Genomic DNA, 15,444 nt, shown 5'->3' with positions numbered 1-15,444 from the left:
ACAACAGGACCACCGCGAACCGTAGGTGCCTCACGACCCAGGAGGAGAGATCACATGCCCGAGCCGGATTCGGCTCAAGGCCGGCACGGCTCCGCGCCCCGGCGGCTGAAACCAGCCCCCCTGCTCTTCGAACCGGCCGCCGCCGCCTCGGACGAGGCGCACTTCTTCGACCTGGAGTCGATCGAGGACCCGCGTGAGCTGCTGTCCCGCTCGACGGAGCTGGTGCTGGCGTTCCGCGCGGCGACGGACCGGGCCATGGAGTTCCAGGCAATGGCGGCCGCCCAGCTCGCCGACCCGAGGCGGTTCGATCGGCTGACCCCCGCCGTGATCGCCGAGCGTGCCGAGTGGACCGAGGACTACGCCAAGAAGATGGTCGAGTTCGGCCGTGAGCTGATGCGGAGCGGCGAGTTGCCGGACTGACGGCAGGCGTGAGCCTGGGGCATATGCGGGCGGAAGATACCCGATGCCAACACGCGATGTCCCGGTTTCGCCGCATCTCTCTACACCGTCATCGCCGACGGTAAAGGTGGAAACATGACCAGAACGCCGCAGGACGCACTTCACACCGCCGCCTACGTCACCCCGGCGGGCGCGGACTGGCTCGCCTCGGCCAGCGCCTCGCCGCGCGGTGTGCAGGCCCTGTGGGCCGCGGCCCCGACCGCCGCGGTGACGCTGCCGTGCGGTACGGCGTTCGACGTCATCAGCATGGACGCGCTCTTCGGCCGCCGGGTGGTGGGCCGGTTATGGACCGACGGCCCCGGCACCGGGCCGGTCGCGGCCCGGGGCGGCCGCGTCCTGCTCTTCGCCACCCCGGGGACCGCCCAGCGGCTGCCGGCGCTGCTCGGCTGGGAGGAGTGGGGCGCGACCGCTCCCCCACTGCTCTGCTACGGGCGGGGCGACGCGGTGACCGTGCCGCCGCTCTTCCCGCCGGACCCCGACCAGCCGGAGGCGGCGCCCCTGGAGCACGAGGCCCGGGGGACCGGGACCCCGGAGACCGGCGCCCGGAAGACCGGCGGCCGCGAGTCCGGCGACCGCGAGCCCGCCCCCGTGCCGTCGCCGCGCTGGCTCGTCGCGCCCGATGTCCGCAAGCCCTGGCTGCCCGGTCCCGAGGTGCTGCTGTGGGCCTGTGTGAGGGCGGCCCGCGCCGCCGGTGATGATCTTGTCGGCACGGCTGTGACCAGCACACCCGCCGTTTTTCCGGGCTGAAAGTTATCGATTTTCACTCCGTGGCGTCCGGGTGCTAAGGTCTCCTACGTCAGCAGGCGCCGCTAGCTCAGTTGGTTAGAGCAGCTGACTCTTAATCAGCGGGTCCGGGGTTCGAGTCCCTGGCGGCGCACAGACAGCGAAAGGCCCCCCACTTCGGTGGGGGGCCTTTCGCGTGGCCTGTTGCCCGAGGCGGGGCCCTCCTTACCCAGGGCGGGGCCGTCCGCGTACGAGGGTCCGGCCCTCACATCGCCGGGCCCGTGAGCCGGGTGACCGCCAGGACCGCCTTGTCCGGGCCGGGCATCGCCAGCGCCTCCCGCCGCAGGGCATGCGCCGCCGCCGCGTACGACGGCTGCTCCAGCAGGGCGAACAGGTCCAGGGCCAGCCGCCCGCCCACCGCCCGCGCCCCGCACCGGCTGCCGTCGAGGGCGTCGGCGGGCAGATACATCCCGGCGCCCGCCCGGGCCAGCCGCGCCCCGTTCAGCTGCTGCTCGAGGCCGGGTGCGACGACCAGCTGTGGCACCCCGGCAGTGGCGGCGGCCAGCACCGCCGAGCCCCCGCCCTGGTGGAGCAGGGCCCGGCAGCCCGGCAGCACCCGGTGCAGCGGCCCGGCGGGCGGCCGCCCCTCGGCGGCGCTGCCGACCCGGACGACCTCCACGCCCCGCGCCTCGGCGGCCCACAGCGCGGCCCTTACGGCGTCCGGCGGGCCACTGGCGTCGTCCCAGGCCGCGCACACCCGCACCGGCCCGGAGCGCCTGGGGCCGCCCGGCCCGCGCCGCCCGTTCGGCACGGCGGCCCGGCGCGCGGGGTGCGGCCCGGCGCGGCGGGCCTCGTAAGGCGATGGCGTCTCATGCGGCGACGGCCCGTCCTGCGGAACGAGGCGCACCGGCAGGCGCCGCGCCCGCGAGGGCAGCGCGAGGCTCGGCGGGCAGGGGTCGAGCCACAGGTCGGGCTCGCGCGCCGGGTCGGCGCCGTAACGCCGCATCAACCGGGCGTAGCCGGGCAGTGGCGGGCCTTCGAGCCGCTGCCGGTCCAGCCGCAGCACGGCCGCGCTCCCCCAGAGCTGACCGATGGCGGGCACCCCCAGCGCCCCCGCAGCCACCGTGCCCGCGTACGCGCTCGCGTCATGCACCACCAGCTCCGGCTGCCAGCAGCGGGCGAAGGCCACCAGCCCCTGGGCCATCGCCTCGGCGATCCGCACCTGCCGATCGCCCAACGCGCGCAGCACCCCGTGCTGTTCCGGGGTGAGCGCGGCGGGGCGCACCGGCCAGTCCGTCGGCCAGATGCCGCGCGGGCGCCGCGTCGCGTCCGGTGCCCTGACCACCGCCATGGGCAGGGCACCGAGCTGCACCGGCACCAGACCGGTCCGGGCGACGGCCGCCGCGCAGTCGGACGGCACCGCGACCCGCACCTGGTGCCCGGCCCCGAGCAGGGCGCGCGCCAGCGGCACCATGGGAACGAGATGGGCGCCGGAGGCCCAGGTCGTGAACAGGACGCGCACGGTTCACCTCCCGCAGAGGTCGAGCCGGCCGGACCGCCCCGTCCGGCCGATGGACATGACACCGAGCCGCCCCCTCGCATCCCTCGCCGGGCTCAGCGGCATCCCGTGAGCGTCAGCGCTTCGCCGGTGATCGTGCCGTTGGCCGCCGAGCACAGGAAGAGGAGGGCGCGGGCGATCTCCTCGGGAGCGGCAGGCGGCCGGTCGGGCGGGGTGAACGGCCGGTCGGGCGGGGTGGACCGCTGGTCGGACGCGGTCGGCGGCCGGTCGGGCGGGGTCGGCCCGGGGCACACGGCGTTGATCAGCACGCCGTCGCCGCCCACTTCGCCCGCCAGACCGCGGACCAGACCGTGCAGCCCGGCCCGTGCCACCGCATGGAACTCCCCGTCGGCCGCGCCGTCCGGTGGCCGCGCCAAGGCCACCAGCGCGATCCGGCCCCAGCCGCGCTTGCGCATCCCGGCGACGGCCCACTGGACGGTGCGGACCGCGGGCACGAAGCCGTCGGCGACGAGCGGCCGCCAGTGCTCCTCCGGTACGTCCTCGAACCGGGTGTGCGGATCGCGGCGCGCGCCCCGCCGCCGGGCGGCCGCCACCAGCACGTCCAGCCCGCCCCAGTGCTCCTCGACGGCGGCCACGACCCAGCGCGGCGACGCGGCGTCGTCCAGGGCGTACGGCACGGCGAAGGCCCTGCCGCCGTCCGGTCCGGAGAGCTCGGCGGCCAGCGCCTCGGCGGCCTCGCGCTGGTATCGGAAGGCGAGCGCCACCCGGGCGCCCTGCTCCGCGAAGGCGCGTGCGGCGGCCCGGCCGATGGCCCCGGTGGCCCCGGTGACCAGGACCGTGCGCCCCTCCAGGCCGAGGTCCAACATGGGCGCTCCTCGCGGTCGTTCCCACTGAGAAGGACATGGTCGCCGCCGTGACTCGAGTCCGCCTCGACCCGCGCCCGAGGCTGCCCAGGGGACCGCTCGGCGGCTATCCCGCGTTTCGCTGGAAGGCGGAGCGGTAGCTGTGCGGGCTGGTGCCGACGACGCGCTTGAAGCGGTCCCGGAAGGAGGTGGGCGAGCCGAAGCCGACCTGGCCGGCGATGCGCTCGACCGGGTAGTTGGTGGCCTCCAGCAGATACTGCGCCTGCCGGATCCGGGCGCGGTGCAGCCATTGCAGTGGGGTGGTCCCGGTGTGCTCCCGGAAGCGGCGGTTGAGGGTGCGGGTGCTCATGCCGATGTGGGCGGCGATCTCGTGGAGGGTGAGGTCACGCCCGGCGTTGTCCTCCATCCACCGCAGCAGGGGTTCGAACACCGATCCGCGCGGTACGGGCGGCTGGTCGTGAACGATGAACTGGGCCTGCCCGCCCTCCCGCTCCAGGGGCATCACGGACAGCCGCGCGGCGTCGGCGGCCACGGCGGAGCCATGGTCGCGCCGGATCATGTGCAGACACAGATCGAGCCCGGCCGCGGCGCCCGCCGAGGTGAGGAACTGGCCGTTGTCCACATAGAGCACATCCGGGTCGACCTGGATCTTCGGATGGAGCTCGGAAAGCAGCGCACCGGCGAGCCAGTGGGTGGTGGCGCGGAGTCCGTCGAGCAGCCCGGTGGCGGCGAGGACGAACGCCCCGGAGCAGATCGAGGCGATCCGGGTGCCCCGGTCGGCGGCGTCCCGCAGCGCGCCGATCACCTCGTCGGGGACCGGGAGCAGGGCGTCGCCGCGGCCGGGCACGACGATCGTGTCGGCCTCGGCGAGCGCCTCGAGCCCGTACGGGGCCTGGAGGGCGAACACCCCGGCGTCGACGCTGGGGGCGGGGCCGCAGACCCGGACCCGGTAGGGCTCCCGGCCGTCGGGCAGCCGGGTGCGGCTGAACACCTCGATCGGGGTGGCCAGATCAAAGGGGACCACCTGGTCCAGCGCCAGGATCACGACAGTGTGCATGGCCTCAACCTAGGCGGTGCGGCATGGAGGGTCGAAGTCGGGGTGGCGAGAAGTGGGCGCAGAGGTGGTTTCCGGCCATCGCGCTCCGGGGGTGTCATATCCGGCCGCACACTCCGGCGTCGGCGATGCGGATCGACGGGTTGCCGTAGGCCATGCGCCGCAGGATCTTGCGATAGAGCGGCGTACGACGCAGCGCCCGCGCGATTCGGGGGCGCACCCGGGTGGTGAAGGCGCCCTGCGAGAGGATCGCCCGGCTCTGCAGGGTCTGCATCCGCATCACCGCCGCGATATCGGGCCCTCGGCGCCGCTCGAACTCCGCCAGCCGCTCGGCGCTGGTGTCGCCCTCGGCCAGGGCGCGGGCCAGCAGGGGGTGCAGCACCACCGCGTCCTGCACCGCGAGGTTGATGCCCTGGGCGCCGATCGGGCTGTGGGTGTGGGCGGCGTCGCCGATCAGCACCAGCCCATCGGCGACCCAGCGCTCGGCGCGTGCCGAGAAGACCTCGAGCGCGCCGAGGTCGGCCGGGGTGCGGAGCTGATCGCGGATCAGCGTGGCGTACCCCGGCACGGCGCGCTCCAGGCGCTCCTTGACGTGGTCGAGGCCGAGGGCGGCGAGATGGCCGTGGCTCCGCTGCGGCAGGGTCCAGCCGATCTGGATCCGGTTCGGCCAGGAGCCGTAGACCAGCACCGGGCCGCCGCCGGTGCGGAACACCCGCACATCGCGGAGCGGCGGCTCTTCGCGGGGCGCGATGAGCGTGCACCACAGCACGTCCTGGGCGAACGCGTCGGCGCGGCCCGCCCCGATGCCCGCCAGCCGCCGGATCCGCGAGAACCGGCCGTCCGCGCCGACGACGACCCGGGCCCGTACGGCGCAGCGGCCCGGCGGCCCCTCGGCGACGACCCCGGCGATCCGCCGCTCGCGCCACAGCAGGGCCCCGGCCCGTCGTCCGGGCAGATAACGGAAGCCGGGCGAGCGGCGGCAGCGGGCGAGGAGCTCATCGAGCAGATGGGGGCGCGGGACGCTCAACAGGTGGTCGTACGGGGCCGCGAGCAGCCGGTAGTCGGCCTCCAGCAGCACTCGCTCGCCCTCGATCACCAGGAATCGGTCGTGCTCATGGGCGCCTCGGGCGCGGGCGCCGGCGAGCACATCCAGCGCGTCCAGCAGCGCCATCGCGCCGGGTTGGAGGATTTCGCCGCGGAACACGCGCTGATGTGCGCGGGCGCACTCCACCACGGTCACCCGGGCCCCCGACCGCAGCATCAGCAGCGCCAGCACCAGACCGGCCGGGCCGCCGCCGACGACGCACACATCGGTGTCGATCTCGCGCGTCATCGCGCCTCCTGCTGGTCGAGCTCCAGGGCATGGGCATCGGGCGCCTGTGACCTCCCCTGGACGCACTACGGCTCCGCTTGCCCGCGCGGGGGGATCGGGCAGCGGAGCCGTAGCAAGCCCGGCTGAAGGGCGGCGCCGGGCGTTCTTGGGGGGATGGTTCGCCGGACGGGGACGGCTGGTCGGGGAACTTACGGGGCTCCGGACGAGGGGCGGTGTCGGGGCTGTGGGGCTATCGGCTGTGGGGCTGTGGACTGTTGGCTGTTTGCTGCTGGCTATTGGCTGTTGGTCTACGCGGCGAACAGGTCGAGCACCGGGCGGCGCCAGTGACCGTCCAGGTCCAGATCGAGCGCCGGGTCGGAGGCGAGCACCGCCTGCTGGAGCTTCTGCAGCCGCGGCGACGGCTCCAGCCCGAGGTCCTCGACCAGTCTGGCGCGCAGCCCCTGGTAGACCTCCAGCGCCTGCCAGGGGCGGCCCGCGCGGTAGAGCGCGGCCATGCACTGGGCGTGCAACCCCTCGTGCAGCGGATGGCGGGCGGTCAGCTCGGTGAGCTCCGTGAGCAGCTCGGCATGGCGGCCCAGCCGCAGATCGGCCTCGATACGGCGCTCCAGGACGCCGAGCCGGCTCTCCTCCAGACGGGCCAGCTCGATCTCCAGGACCGGCCCGACCTTCACATCCACCAGCGCCGGGCCACGCCAGACGGCCAGCGCCTCGCGCAGCAGCAGGGACGCCTGGACATCGTCGCCGGCGTCCAGCGCGTCCCGCCCCGCGGCCACCAGCCGGTCGTACTCATGGATGTCCACCGCGCCCGGCTGCGCCTCCAGCACATATCCGCCGTAGCGCGTGGCGAGGACGTCCTTGGAAGCCTGCGGGGCCTGCGGGCCATAGGCCGCGGCCAGCCTGCGGCGCAACTGCAGGATGTAGGTCTGCAAAGTGGTGAGCGCGCTGCGCGGCATCTGCGTGCCCCAGATTTCCTCCATAAGAGTGGGCACCGGCAGCATCTGGTTGGCGTAGACGGAAAGCAGTGCAAGGATCTGGCGCGGCTTGCCCGCGCTGGGCACGATCGACTGACCGCACGCCTCGACGCTCAGCGGCCCCAACACCTTGATGTCCATGGTCGTGTACCTCCGTCAACGGTCCGTCAAGTGCCTCCTGGCCGCGCGGCCTGCCACCGAGGCATTTAAGAGCCTCGCTTGTGGGCGACCTGTGCGGCCAGTGCTGGAGTAACGAGCTCGATATGAGTTCCAGAGCGCCGCACCATGACAAATTCACACCCTGGCGATGAGAGAGTCCGCGATGACCGATACGCCCGTCCCCCATGAGTCCACGAGCCCCGCCGTCCTGGCTCATTCCGCCGAGAACACCGAGGTCACCCGGGTCACCGGGGTCGTCGAGATCGCCGAGCGCGCCAGGGTCGCCCAGCGCGCCGGGGCCGCCGGGACCGCCGCCGAGGCCGTTCAGCCGCCCGCCGAGGACGACGACCTGGTCATCGAGGACCTCTCCGACGCCGCCTGGCCCCTCGGCGCGCCCGCCATCTGCATCTGCACCGTCGGCGCCGAATGACCGGCCGATGACCGGCGAACTGGGCTTCACACCACATCTGCGGGTCGAGCCGGTGCCGGGCGAGGCCGTGTATCTGGTCTCCGAGCACGGGGTCACGGCGCTGCACGGACGGGCCATCGCCGCGCTCGCGCCGCTGCTCGACGGGTCGCGGGACCTCGCCCACATCCTCACCGAGGCCGCCGCGCCCGCCGGCGCCGCGGGTCCGCCCGGCGCGGTCCCGGCCGGGCAGGCCGAGCGCGTGATCGCCCGCCTCCGCGCGGCCGGGCTGGTCTCCGAGCGGGACCACGCCTGGACCCCCGAGGAGGCGTACTGGGAGCTGGCCGGGCTGCACACCGCGGGCGGCTCCGCCCCGGCCCCCGGACCCCCGCCGTCCCGCCCCGCCGTGGCCCCGCTGGTCCTCGGCTCGGCCGACCCGGGCGAGGTGGTCGGGGCGCTGCGGGCCGCGGGGCTGAGGATCGCGGACCTGAGGACCGTGGACGGGAAGGCGGCGCAAGGCGAGGCGGCGGGTGGCGAGGCGGTGAACGGCAAGACGGCGGACGGCGATCCGACGGCTTCCGGGGCCACTAGCCCTCGGCGAGAGATATGTCAAATCGCTCCCCGTCAACATGGCGACGCAGAACTCACCCTTGTGGCGTGCGATGACTACCTCGATCCGCGGCTCGCCGCCGTGGACGCCGCCCACCGCGCCGCCGGCCGTCGCTGGCTGCCCGTCAAACCGGTGGGCACCCAGGCGTGGCTGGGCCCGTTCCTCGGCGCCCCCGACGACCCGTGCTGGGTCTGTCTGGCCGACCGGCTGTGGCGCGGACGGCAGGCCGAGGCGTATCTCCAGCACCGGCTGGGCCGCCCCGGACCGGTGCCGCGCCCACCCGCCTCACTGCCCGCGAGCCGCGCCGCCGCGCTCCAGCTCGCCGCCCTGGAGGCCGCCAAGTGGCTGGCCGGGCACCGGCATCCGGGTCAGCGGGAGCTGCGCACCCTGGACAGCCTCACCGCCACCGTGGACCGCCATCCGCTCTCCCGCCGCCCGCAGTGCGCCGGCTGCGGCGATCCGGCGCTGGTCGCGGCCCGGATACGGGCGCCCCTGGCGCTGCCGTCGCCACGGGAGCCGCTGGCCGAACCCGGCACCGACACCTCCCCGCGCCGGATCATGGAGCGCTACGGACATCTGGTGGACCCGGTCACCGGGCTGGTCACCGAGATCCGGCGCGATCCGCGCGGCCCCGCCGTCCTCAACTGCTTCCACGCCCGCCACCCTTCGTACGCGGGAGCGGGTCCCCACAGCGGCCTGGACTCCGTAAGGGCCGGGCTGCGGGCTGCCGCCCACGGTAAGGGCCGCACCGCCGAACAGGCACGGGCGAGCGCGCTGTGCGAGGCCCTGGAGCACTACAGCGGCCATTTCCAGGGGGACGAGCCACGGCAGCGCGCCCGCTACCGCGATCTGCACCCGGACGACGCGGTGCACCCGGACACCGTCCAGCTCTTCGACCCGCGCCAGTTCCGCGACCCCGCCCTGCCCGCGCGCCACCGGATCCACGATCCGTTCGACGAGGACGCGGAGCTGGACTGGACCCCGGTGTGGTCGCTCACCGCCGAACGCCACCGGCTGCTGCCCACCGCGCTGCTGTACTACGGCGCCCCGCAGCCCCCGGGCCGCCGCTGCTGCCGGGCGGACTCCAACGGCGCGGCGGCGGGCGGCACACTGGCCGACGCCGTCGTACGGGGCTTCCTGGAGCTGGTGGAGCGGGACGCGGTCGCCCTGTGGTGGTACAACCGCACCCGGCAGCCCGCCGTGGCCCTGGACGCCTTCGACGACCCGTGGCCGGCCGAAGTGCGCGCCGTACACCGGGGGTTGCGGCGCGAGGTGTGGGCCCTGGACCTCACCACGGACTTCGGCATCCCGGTGGTCGCCGCGCTCTCCCGGCGCCTGGACAAGCCCGCCGAGGACATCACCCTCGGTTTCGGTGCCCACTTCGACCGGCACACCGCGCTGTGCCACGCCCTCGCCGAGCTGAACCAGATGCTCCCGGCGGTGGTCGAGGCCCGCGCCGACGGCGGGGGCTACGGCACCGCCGAGCCCGAGGCGCTGCGCTGGTTCCGTACCGCGACCCCGGCCGACCACCCGTATCTGACGCCCGATCCGGCCGCCGCCGTACCGCCCCGGGCGATATCCGGCCCCCCGGAGGGCGGCGCCCTGGCCGCCGTGAGGGAGGTGGTGCGGCGGCGCGGGATGGAGTTGCTGGTGCTGGACCAGACCCGGCCGGATGTGGGGCTGCCGGTGGCCAAGGTGCTGGTGCCCGGAATGCGCCCGCACTGGGCCCGGTTCGCACCCGGCCGGCTCTTCGACGTCCCGGTCGCGCTCGGACGGCTGCCGGGGCCCACGCCCTACGCGGATCTCAACCCGATTCCGTTTTTCCTGTGATCCCCCGTGATAACGCGTAACTCTGCGTACACCATGAGCCTTCCACGTGGCCTCTCCACCCCGAGTAAAGATCGGATACTCTCGGGCAAGCCACCCAATCCGGCCCGACCATCCGGAGGACGAGTGCAGGGGAGCCTCTTGCCCGACGATGCCGGGAACCACCCACCGCGCCACCACGACAATCTGGCGCCGCGCCTGGCCGTCGTCATCACGGTCCTGGTGCTGGTGGGCTACTTCGCCGTGGCCGTCACCTATGTGGTCGACGGCAATCGTTCGGGCAGGACGATCGACGCGGCGATGCTCGGGCTGGCGCTGCTGCCGATGACCATGCTGCTCTGCCTCCAGATGCTGCACTCCTTCCCCGGTCTCGCGCCCCGGCTCAGCGGCGCACGGCGCCGGACGCTGGCGCTCCAGGCGGTGCTGACCTTCGCCCCCTTCGCGGTCTTCAAACACGCCTGGCTGGGCATGCCGGGTTTTCTGGCCGGCTCCTCGCTGCTGGTGCTGGCACCGGCGCTGGCGTGGCCCGCGTTCGCGGCCATCCTGCTGTGCACGGATGTGCTGCTGTTCCAGGTGGGCTTCGGCTGGGGCCAGGTCGCGTACACCTCGGTTTCCACCGCGCTGACCGGGCTGGTGGTCTTCGGGCTCTCGCGGCTGTCCGGGCTGGTCTCCGAGGTGTCCCGGTCCCGGGCGGAGCTGGCCCGGCTGGCGGTAGCCCAGGAGCGGCTGCGGTTCTCCCGGGATGTGCACGATCTGCTCGGGTACAGCCTGTCCACGATCACCCTCAAATGCGAGCTGGTGCACCGGCTGGTGCCCCGCCAGAACTCCCGGGCCCAGCAGGAGCTTTCGGAGATCCTGCAGACCTCCCGTCAGGCCCTCGCCGACGTACGGGCCGTGGCCAGCGGCTACCGCAAGATGTCGCTGTCGGCGGAGTCGGCGACGGCCCGCTCGATGCTGGCCGCGGCGGGCATCAGCACCACCTCCGAGATCGACTGCGGACCGCTGCCGGAGCTGGTGGACACGGTGCTGGCGAGCGTCTTGCGCGAGGGACTGACCAATGTGCTGCGCCACAGCAAGGCCGACCACTGCGCGATCGAGGCGCGGCGCAGCGGACGCCAGGTGTGGCTGACCCTGGTCAACGACGGGGTCGGCCGGCCGTCCACGATCCTGCGCACCGACAGCACGGACGGCGGCAGCGGAATCGGCAACCTCCGGGTCCGGGTGGAGAACCTCGGCGGGCGGCTGCGCGCGGGCGTGCGGTCGGACGGCTGGTTCGAGTTACGGGCGGAGCTGGATGTGTCCGTGGACGCGCCGCCGCGGAGCGGCCGGGAGCGCCGTTCGAAGGACGCGAAGGACTCCAGGGAATCCAAGGACTCCAAGGACTCGAAGGAGGAGTACGGCCCGGGGCCGACCGTGACGGCGTGAGGGTGTGCTCCTACAGCCAGCCCGCCTCGCGGGCGATCCGGATGGCGTCGACGCGGTTGCGGGCGTCCAGCTTGGTCACGGCGGACGTCAGGTAGTTGCGCACCGTGCCCACCGACAGAAACAGCTTGGCCGCGATCTGCGCGGACTCCTCCCCCTTCGCGGCGAACCGCAGGACCTCCAGCTCACGCGGGGTCAGCGGCTGCGGACCGTCGTCCAGGGCGGCCAGCGCCAGCTGCGGATCGATCACCCGCTCGCCCCGGGCGACGGCGCGGATGGCGTCGCTCAGCTTGTCCGGGCTGCTGTCCTTGAGCAGAAAGCCGGAGACATGGGCGGCCAGCGCCCGGCGCAGATTTCCGGGGCGGCCGAGGCTGGTGAGCATCATGGTGCGGCATTCGGGAACGGCGGTGCTCAACTCGGCCGCGGCGGTGAGCCCGTCCATACCCGGCAGATCGATGTCGAGGACGGCGACATCCGGGCGGAGTTCACGGGCGCGCGGCAGGATATCGGCGCCGCTGGAGAATTCGGCCACCACCTCGATGTCCGGTTCGAATTCCAGCAGGGCGACCAGGGCCTTGCGCAACATATGCATGTCTTCCGCGATCAGCACCCTGACCATCCCGCCCCCTGCCTTCCCCGCCCCGTTATCCCCCGCATGCCGATTATTCCCCCACCCTCCCGGGCTCTTCCATGGATTCGCGGGCAAATGCGCCCGTCGAACACATATCTCGTCGCGCGCGAGCGCGACCGTGCGCCCCCTTGTCATGCCGCACCACCCCGGCAGGGCTCACCCACCTCCGGCCCGAACTCGGCGTGCAGGGCCCGCACTTCACCCCGCAAGTAGCGCTCGCGCAGCAGGGCGCGCCGCACCTTGGCGGCTCCCGCCCCGCGCACGGTGCCGGGGCGTACCAGCAGCAGCGCGCCGGTCACGACACCGAACTCCTCCGCGATCAGGGCGCGGATCCGCGCCGCCAGCCGGGGCAGCCCGGTGCGCGTCCCGCCCGCCGTACGGACGACCTCCTGGACGACCACCAGCGCCCCCGCACCGGGCCCCGCGCAGAACACCCGGGCCGACCCCAGCGCCCGCGCGCAGCGCAGCAGTTCGCGCTCCACGTCCTGTGGATGCAGGGTGTGGCCGTCCACCAGGAGGGCGTCACGGAGCCGGCCGGTCATCCGGAGCTGGCCGTTCACCGTAAGGCCGAGATCGCCGGTGCGCAGAAAGCCGCCCGGCCCCTCGGCGACGCGGGCGGCGAACAGCGGCGCGGTGTCCGGCGGACCGCCCCAGTGGCCGGTGGCGACGGCGGGGCCGCGCACCCAGATCTCCCCCGGCGCCCCGTCCGGCAGCCGGCGCCCGGTCAGCGGGTCCACGACGGCGAAGTCCGCGCCCGGCACCGGTGCGCGCCCCGTGGCCAGCGCCACCGGGGACCCCTCGGCCGGGACGTATCCGGCCACCAGGGCGCCCGGGCGCAGCCCCAGGGGCGCGCAGCGGTGGGGGAAGGCGGCCATGGTCCCGGCCGAGACGGGCTCCCCGGCGTTCAGCGCGGTCCGCCAGCGGGAGAGGTCGAGCCCGGCCGGTGGCTCGTCGCCGAGGAGGGCGGCGCAGCGGGCGTGGAGGATGTCGGGCGCGACGGTTTCGGTGATGCCGTGGCGGCTGATGGCCCGCAGCCAGCCGAGCGGATCGGTGCGGAACGGCTCCGCCGGAAGCGTCACGGCGGTGGCGCCCAGCCACAGCGGATGCAGCACCTGCCCGATCAGCCCGGGGGTGTGGCGGCGGGGCAGCCAGCCGCCGATCCGGGAGTGGCGGTCGGTGCCGAGCGTCCGCCGCAGTCCCGCCATGGCCGCCGTAAGGCTGCCATGGGTGAGCAGGGCACCACGTGGGGCGGTGGCGGGCCCGGAGTCGTAGGCGAGCAGCGCGAGGCTGTCGCCGGTGGTGCGGACGGGTTGCCGGGGCGCGCCGTCGTACCCGTCGCGGCGGAGTCCGTCGACGGCGAGGCAGGTCAGACCGGCGCGGCCGACCCGGGAGAGCCTGCGGGAGGTCTCGGTGGCGTGGGCGGTCTCGGTGAGGACGAGGTCCACGGCGGCGTCACGGACGATCGAGGCGGTGCGCTCGGCATCGGTCCGGGAGGCGGACGGCGCGGCGACGGGCACCGCGACGGCGCCCGCGTACAGACAGCCGAGCAGCGCCACCGCGGCGTGCGGACCGGGGTCCATGGCGAGCAGCACCCGGCGGCCTGCCGCGTCCCGGGCGCGCAGCCAGGCGGCCACGGCGTCGGCGCGGGCGTCGAGCGCGGCGTAGGACACGCGGTGTTCGGTGCCGTCGTCGGCGGGGTGGGCGAGCGCCGTACCGTCGGCGCACCGGAGGGCGCGTTCCTTCAGGGCCTCGGCCAGATTCGCGTGTCGCGGCATTCTCAACTCCCGGGCGCCCGACGTCGAAAAGGGGCCCACAGTCTCGAAGCGGCACCTCGAAGCCGACTTGATCACCGGTTATGCACGCGCCCCGGCCATCGGCGCGGCTCCGTCAGCCGCCCGACCTGGTCATCCGCGCGGCGTCGTCAGCGGGCCGAGGAGTGGTGGAAGACCGGCGCGGCACCGTCATCACCGCGCCCGGCGGTTGACCCGGACGGTCCAGCCCCCGTCGGCGGTGCGGCCGGCCACCGTGATCCGTACGGCGTCCTCCTTGACCGACAGGCTGTCGCCGACGCCGAGCGGTGCGTCGGCGAGTTCGGGGTAGACCGACTCGTTCCAGCAGGCGGAGGTGGCCGGGTGGCCGTCCAGCACCTGGACGGGGCCGTCGCCCGACGCCTTGTCGTTGTGGACGCGGTAGACCAGTACGCCCTCGGTGCAGGTGCCCGCGTCGTTGCCGCGGCCGCCGCGCGCCTCGATGGCCAGCGCCGTGGTGGGTCCGGTGCGGACGACGACCAGCCGGGTGCGGGTGTCGGCGCCGGGTCTGCCCCGCCCCATGGGGGCGGCGAGCGGCTGGAGGGTGTAGCGGCGCGGACCGATGGCGCGGTCGCAGGCCACCTGGCGCGCGCCGAGCCAGCCCAGCTTCCACTTGTGCCAGCCGAACGGATCGGGTGCCATGCCGAACTGGCTTCCCATCAGGTCCCAGTCGCCGACGTAGGTGTCCCATTCGGCGCTGGCGTCGGTGTCCTTCGGCCGGTGGTAGAGGTCGGGCAGGTCGAAGACATGGCCGGTCTCATGGGCCAGGACATTGCGGTCCGGCGGATGGTGTTCGAAAACGGTCACCAGACGGCGCAGATCAACACCGTCGGCGCGCAGCGGCTTTTCGAAGTTGACCACTTTCGTCGCGTCGGCGTCCACACCGGGGGCATCGGGGTCGGCGACCAGATAGACGAGGTCATAGCGGCCGAAATCGAGGTGCGGATCGGCGGACGCGATGGCGTCGCGCAGATACGCGGCCCGCCGCTTGGCGTTCCAGTCGCGCTGTATGGCGTACGCGGTGGAGCGCTGGGGCATGGTGAGCCAGCGCCGCAGCGGATGCACCCGCAGCGCGAACTTCCCGTAGGACGCCCGCTTGAAGAAGTCGGGGGTCGCCGGGACATGGTCGGCGGCCAGCCGGGCCGGCGTTACTCTGGGCTTGGCGTCCGGGAACGACAGGAAGACCATCGCCGCGTCCAGCCGGCGCACCGGGCGCGGGTAGCGGGAGTTCCAGGTGTCCAGGCCCTCCGAGTGGTGGGCGTCGGTACGTTCCAGGTCACAGGGTCCGCCGGGGCCGGCCGCGACAGCGGGGCCCGCCACCACGGTGGTCGCGATGAGCGCGCTCAACGAGGTCAGCAGGGCCCCGGTCCGACGCAGCCGAGGCTGCCGGTGCACCCCCTCGGGTACCTGAGGACGCACCATGTCGACCTCCCGGGCGTAGTCCGAACACCCACTCCACCCTGAGGTGAATTGGCGGGGTACGCCCTGTTGGGATGGGCTGGTCGAGTGAAGAGGCCGCGATCCGGGTACGTAACAGACGGTCACAATCGGTCAGAGCGGCTGTTGGCCCGCGCAGAGTCGAACAGATACGACCAAACACATTGTCAAGGCGGCGGTGAGCGCGATGACGTCGAGGAAACGCCCGGAGTACGAGCCCCT

General features: G+C 73.9%; 13 protein-coding genes and 1 tRNA gene. 6 read left to right on the top strand and 8 right to left on the bottom strand.

Annotated features, from left to right (window positions below; translation table 11 throughout):
* The first annotated feature begins 54 nt into the window (after nucleotides 1-54).
* From J8403_RS27020 to J8403_RS27010, 3 genes are all read left to right on the top strand, one after another.
* Nucleotides 55-420 carry a hypothetical protein gene (locus tag J8403_RS27020; RefSeq protein ID WP_059142052.1) on the top strand — a complete coding sequence of 122 codons (366 nt, stop codon included), beginning with the start codon at nucleotides 55-57 and terminating at the stop codon, nucleotides 418-420.
* 114 nt (nucleotides 421-534) lie between these two features.
* Nucleotides 535-1,206 (top strand): bifunctional DNA primase/polymerase, encoded by a 672-nt coding sequence (locus tag J8403_RS27015; RefSeq protein WP_211125430.1) that lies wholly within the window; start codon nucleotides 535-537, stop codon nucleotides 1,204-1,206.
* A gap of 56 nt (nucleotides 1,207-1,262) precedes the next feature.
* A tRNA-Lys gene (locus J8403_RS27010) sits at nucleotides 1,263-1,336 on the top strand.
* 111 nt (nucleotides 1,337-1,447) lie between these two features.
* Here the strand turns inward: J8403_RS27010 and J8403_RS27005 are convergent.
* The 5 genes from J8403_RS27005 to J8403_RS26985 form a co-directional block, all read right to left on the bottom strand.
* Nucleotides 1,448-2,704, bottom strand: a complete 1,257-nt coding sequence (locus tag J8403_RS27005) for a nucleotide disphospho-sugar-binding domain-containing protein (protein WP_211125429.1) — start codon at nucleotides 2,702-2,704, stop codon at nucleotides 1,448-1,450.
* A gap of 92 nt (nucleotides 2,705-2,796) precedes the next feature.
* Nucleotides 2,797-3,567 (bottom strand): SDR family NAD(P)-dependent oxidoreductase, encoded by a 771-nt coding sequence (locus J8403_RS27000; protein WP_211125428.1) that lies wholly within the window; start codon nucleotides 3,565-3,567, stop codon nucleotides 2,797-2,799.
* 103 nt (nucleotides 3,568-3,670) lie between these two features.
* Entirely contained in the window at nucleotides 3,671-4,621 is a 951-nt protein-coding gene (locus tag J8403_RS26995) for a GlxA family transcriptional regulator (RefSeq protein WP_211125427.1), read from the bottom strand.
* 94 nt (nucleotides 4,622-4,715) lie between these two features.
* The gene (locus tag J8403_RS26990) at nucleotides 4,716-5,951 is read right to left on the bottom strand and encodes an FAD-dependent monooxygenase (protein ID WP_211125426.1); all 1,236 of its coding nucleotides are present in this window, start codon (nucleotides 5,949-5,951) and stop codon (nucleotides 4,716-4,718) included.
* Between the two features lie 287 nt (nucleotides 5,952-6,238).
* Nucleotides 6,239-7,063, bottom strand: a complete 825-nt coding sequence (locus J8403_RS26985) for an AfsR/SARP family transcriptional regulator (protein WP_037953152.1) — start codon at nucleotides 7,061-7,063, stop codon at nucleotides 6,239-6,241.
* Nucleotides 7,064-7,244: 181 nt separating this feature from the next.
* On the opposite strand from J8403_RS26985, the gene J8403_RS26980 reads away from it, so the two are divergent.
* The 3 genes from J8403_RS26980 (at nucleotide 7,245) to J8403_RS26970 (ending at nucleotide 11,349) form a co-directional block, all read left to right on the top strand.
* The gene (locus J8403_RS26980) at nucleotides 7,245-7,511 is read left to right on the top strand and encodes a hypothetical protein (RefSeq protein ID WP_211125425.1); all 267 of its coding nucleotides are present in this window, start codon (nucleotides 7,245-7,247) and stop codon (nucleotides 7,509-7,511) included.
* 7 nt (nucleotides 7,512-7,518) lie between these two features.
* Nucleotides 7,519-9,927 (top strand): TOMM precursor leader peptide-binding protein, encoded by a 2,409-nt coding sequence (locus J8403_RS26975; protein WP_211125424.1) that lies wholly within the window; start codon nucleotides 7,519-7,521, stop codon nucleotides 9,925-9,927.
* A 138-nt stretch (nucleotides 9,928-10,065) separates the two neighbouring features.
* Complete coding sequence (locus J8403_RS26970) at nucleotides 10,066-11,349, top strand: sensor histidine kinase (RefSeq protein WP_246586006.1); 1,284 nt, start codon at nucleotides 10,066-10,068, stop codon at nucleotides 11,347-11,349.
* A gap of 10 nt (nucleotides 11,350-11,359) precedes the next feature.
* On the opposite strand, the gene J8403_RS26965 is transcribed toward J8403_RS26970, so the two are convergent.
* From J8403_RS26965 to J8403_RS26955, 3 genes are all read right to left on the bottom strand, one after another.
* On the bottom strand, nucleotides 11,360-11,965 hold the full coding sequence (locus tag J8403_RS26965) for a response regulator transcription factor (RefSeq protein ID WP_211125422.1): 606 nt from the start codon (nucleotides 11,963-11,965) through the stop codon (nucleotides 11,360-11,362).
* Between the two features lie 143 nt (nucleotides 11,966-12,108).
* Nucleotides 12,109-13,752: an AMP-binding protein gene (locus J8403_RS26960; RefSeq protein WP_211125421.1), complete on the bottom strand. Its 1,644-nt coding sequence runs from the start codon at nucleotides 13,750-13,752 to the stop codon at nucleotides 12,109-12,111.
* A 189-nt stretch (nucleotides 13,753-13,941) separates the two neighbouring features.
* Nucleotides 13,942-15,207, bottom strand: coding sequence for a M6 family metalloprotease domain-containing protein (locus J8403_RS26955; RefSeq protein ID WP_211125420.1), 1,266 nt, complete (start codon nucleotides 15,205-15,207; stop codon nucleotides 13,942-13,944).
* Nucleotides 15,208-15,444 lie beyond the last annotated feature (237 nt).

The sequence above is a fragment of the Streptomyces yatensis genome (assembly GCF_018069625.1).
GTDB lineage: Bacteria > Actinomycetota > Actinomycetes > Streptomycetales > Streptomycetaceae > Streptomyces > Streptomyces yatensis.
This window is presented reverse-complemented; position numbering and strand designations above follow the sequence as displayed.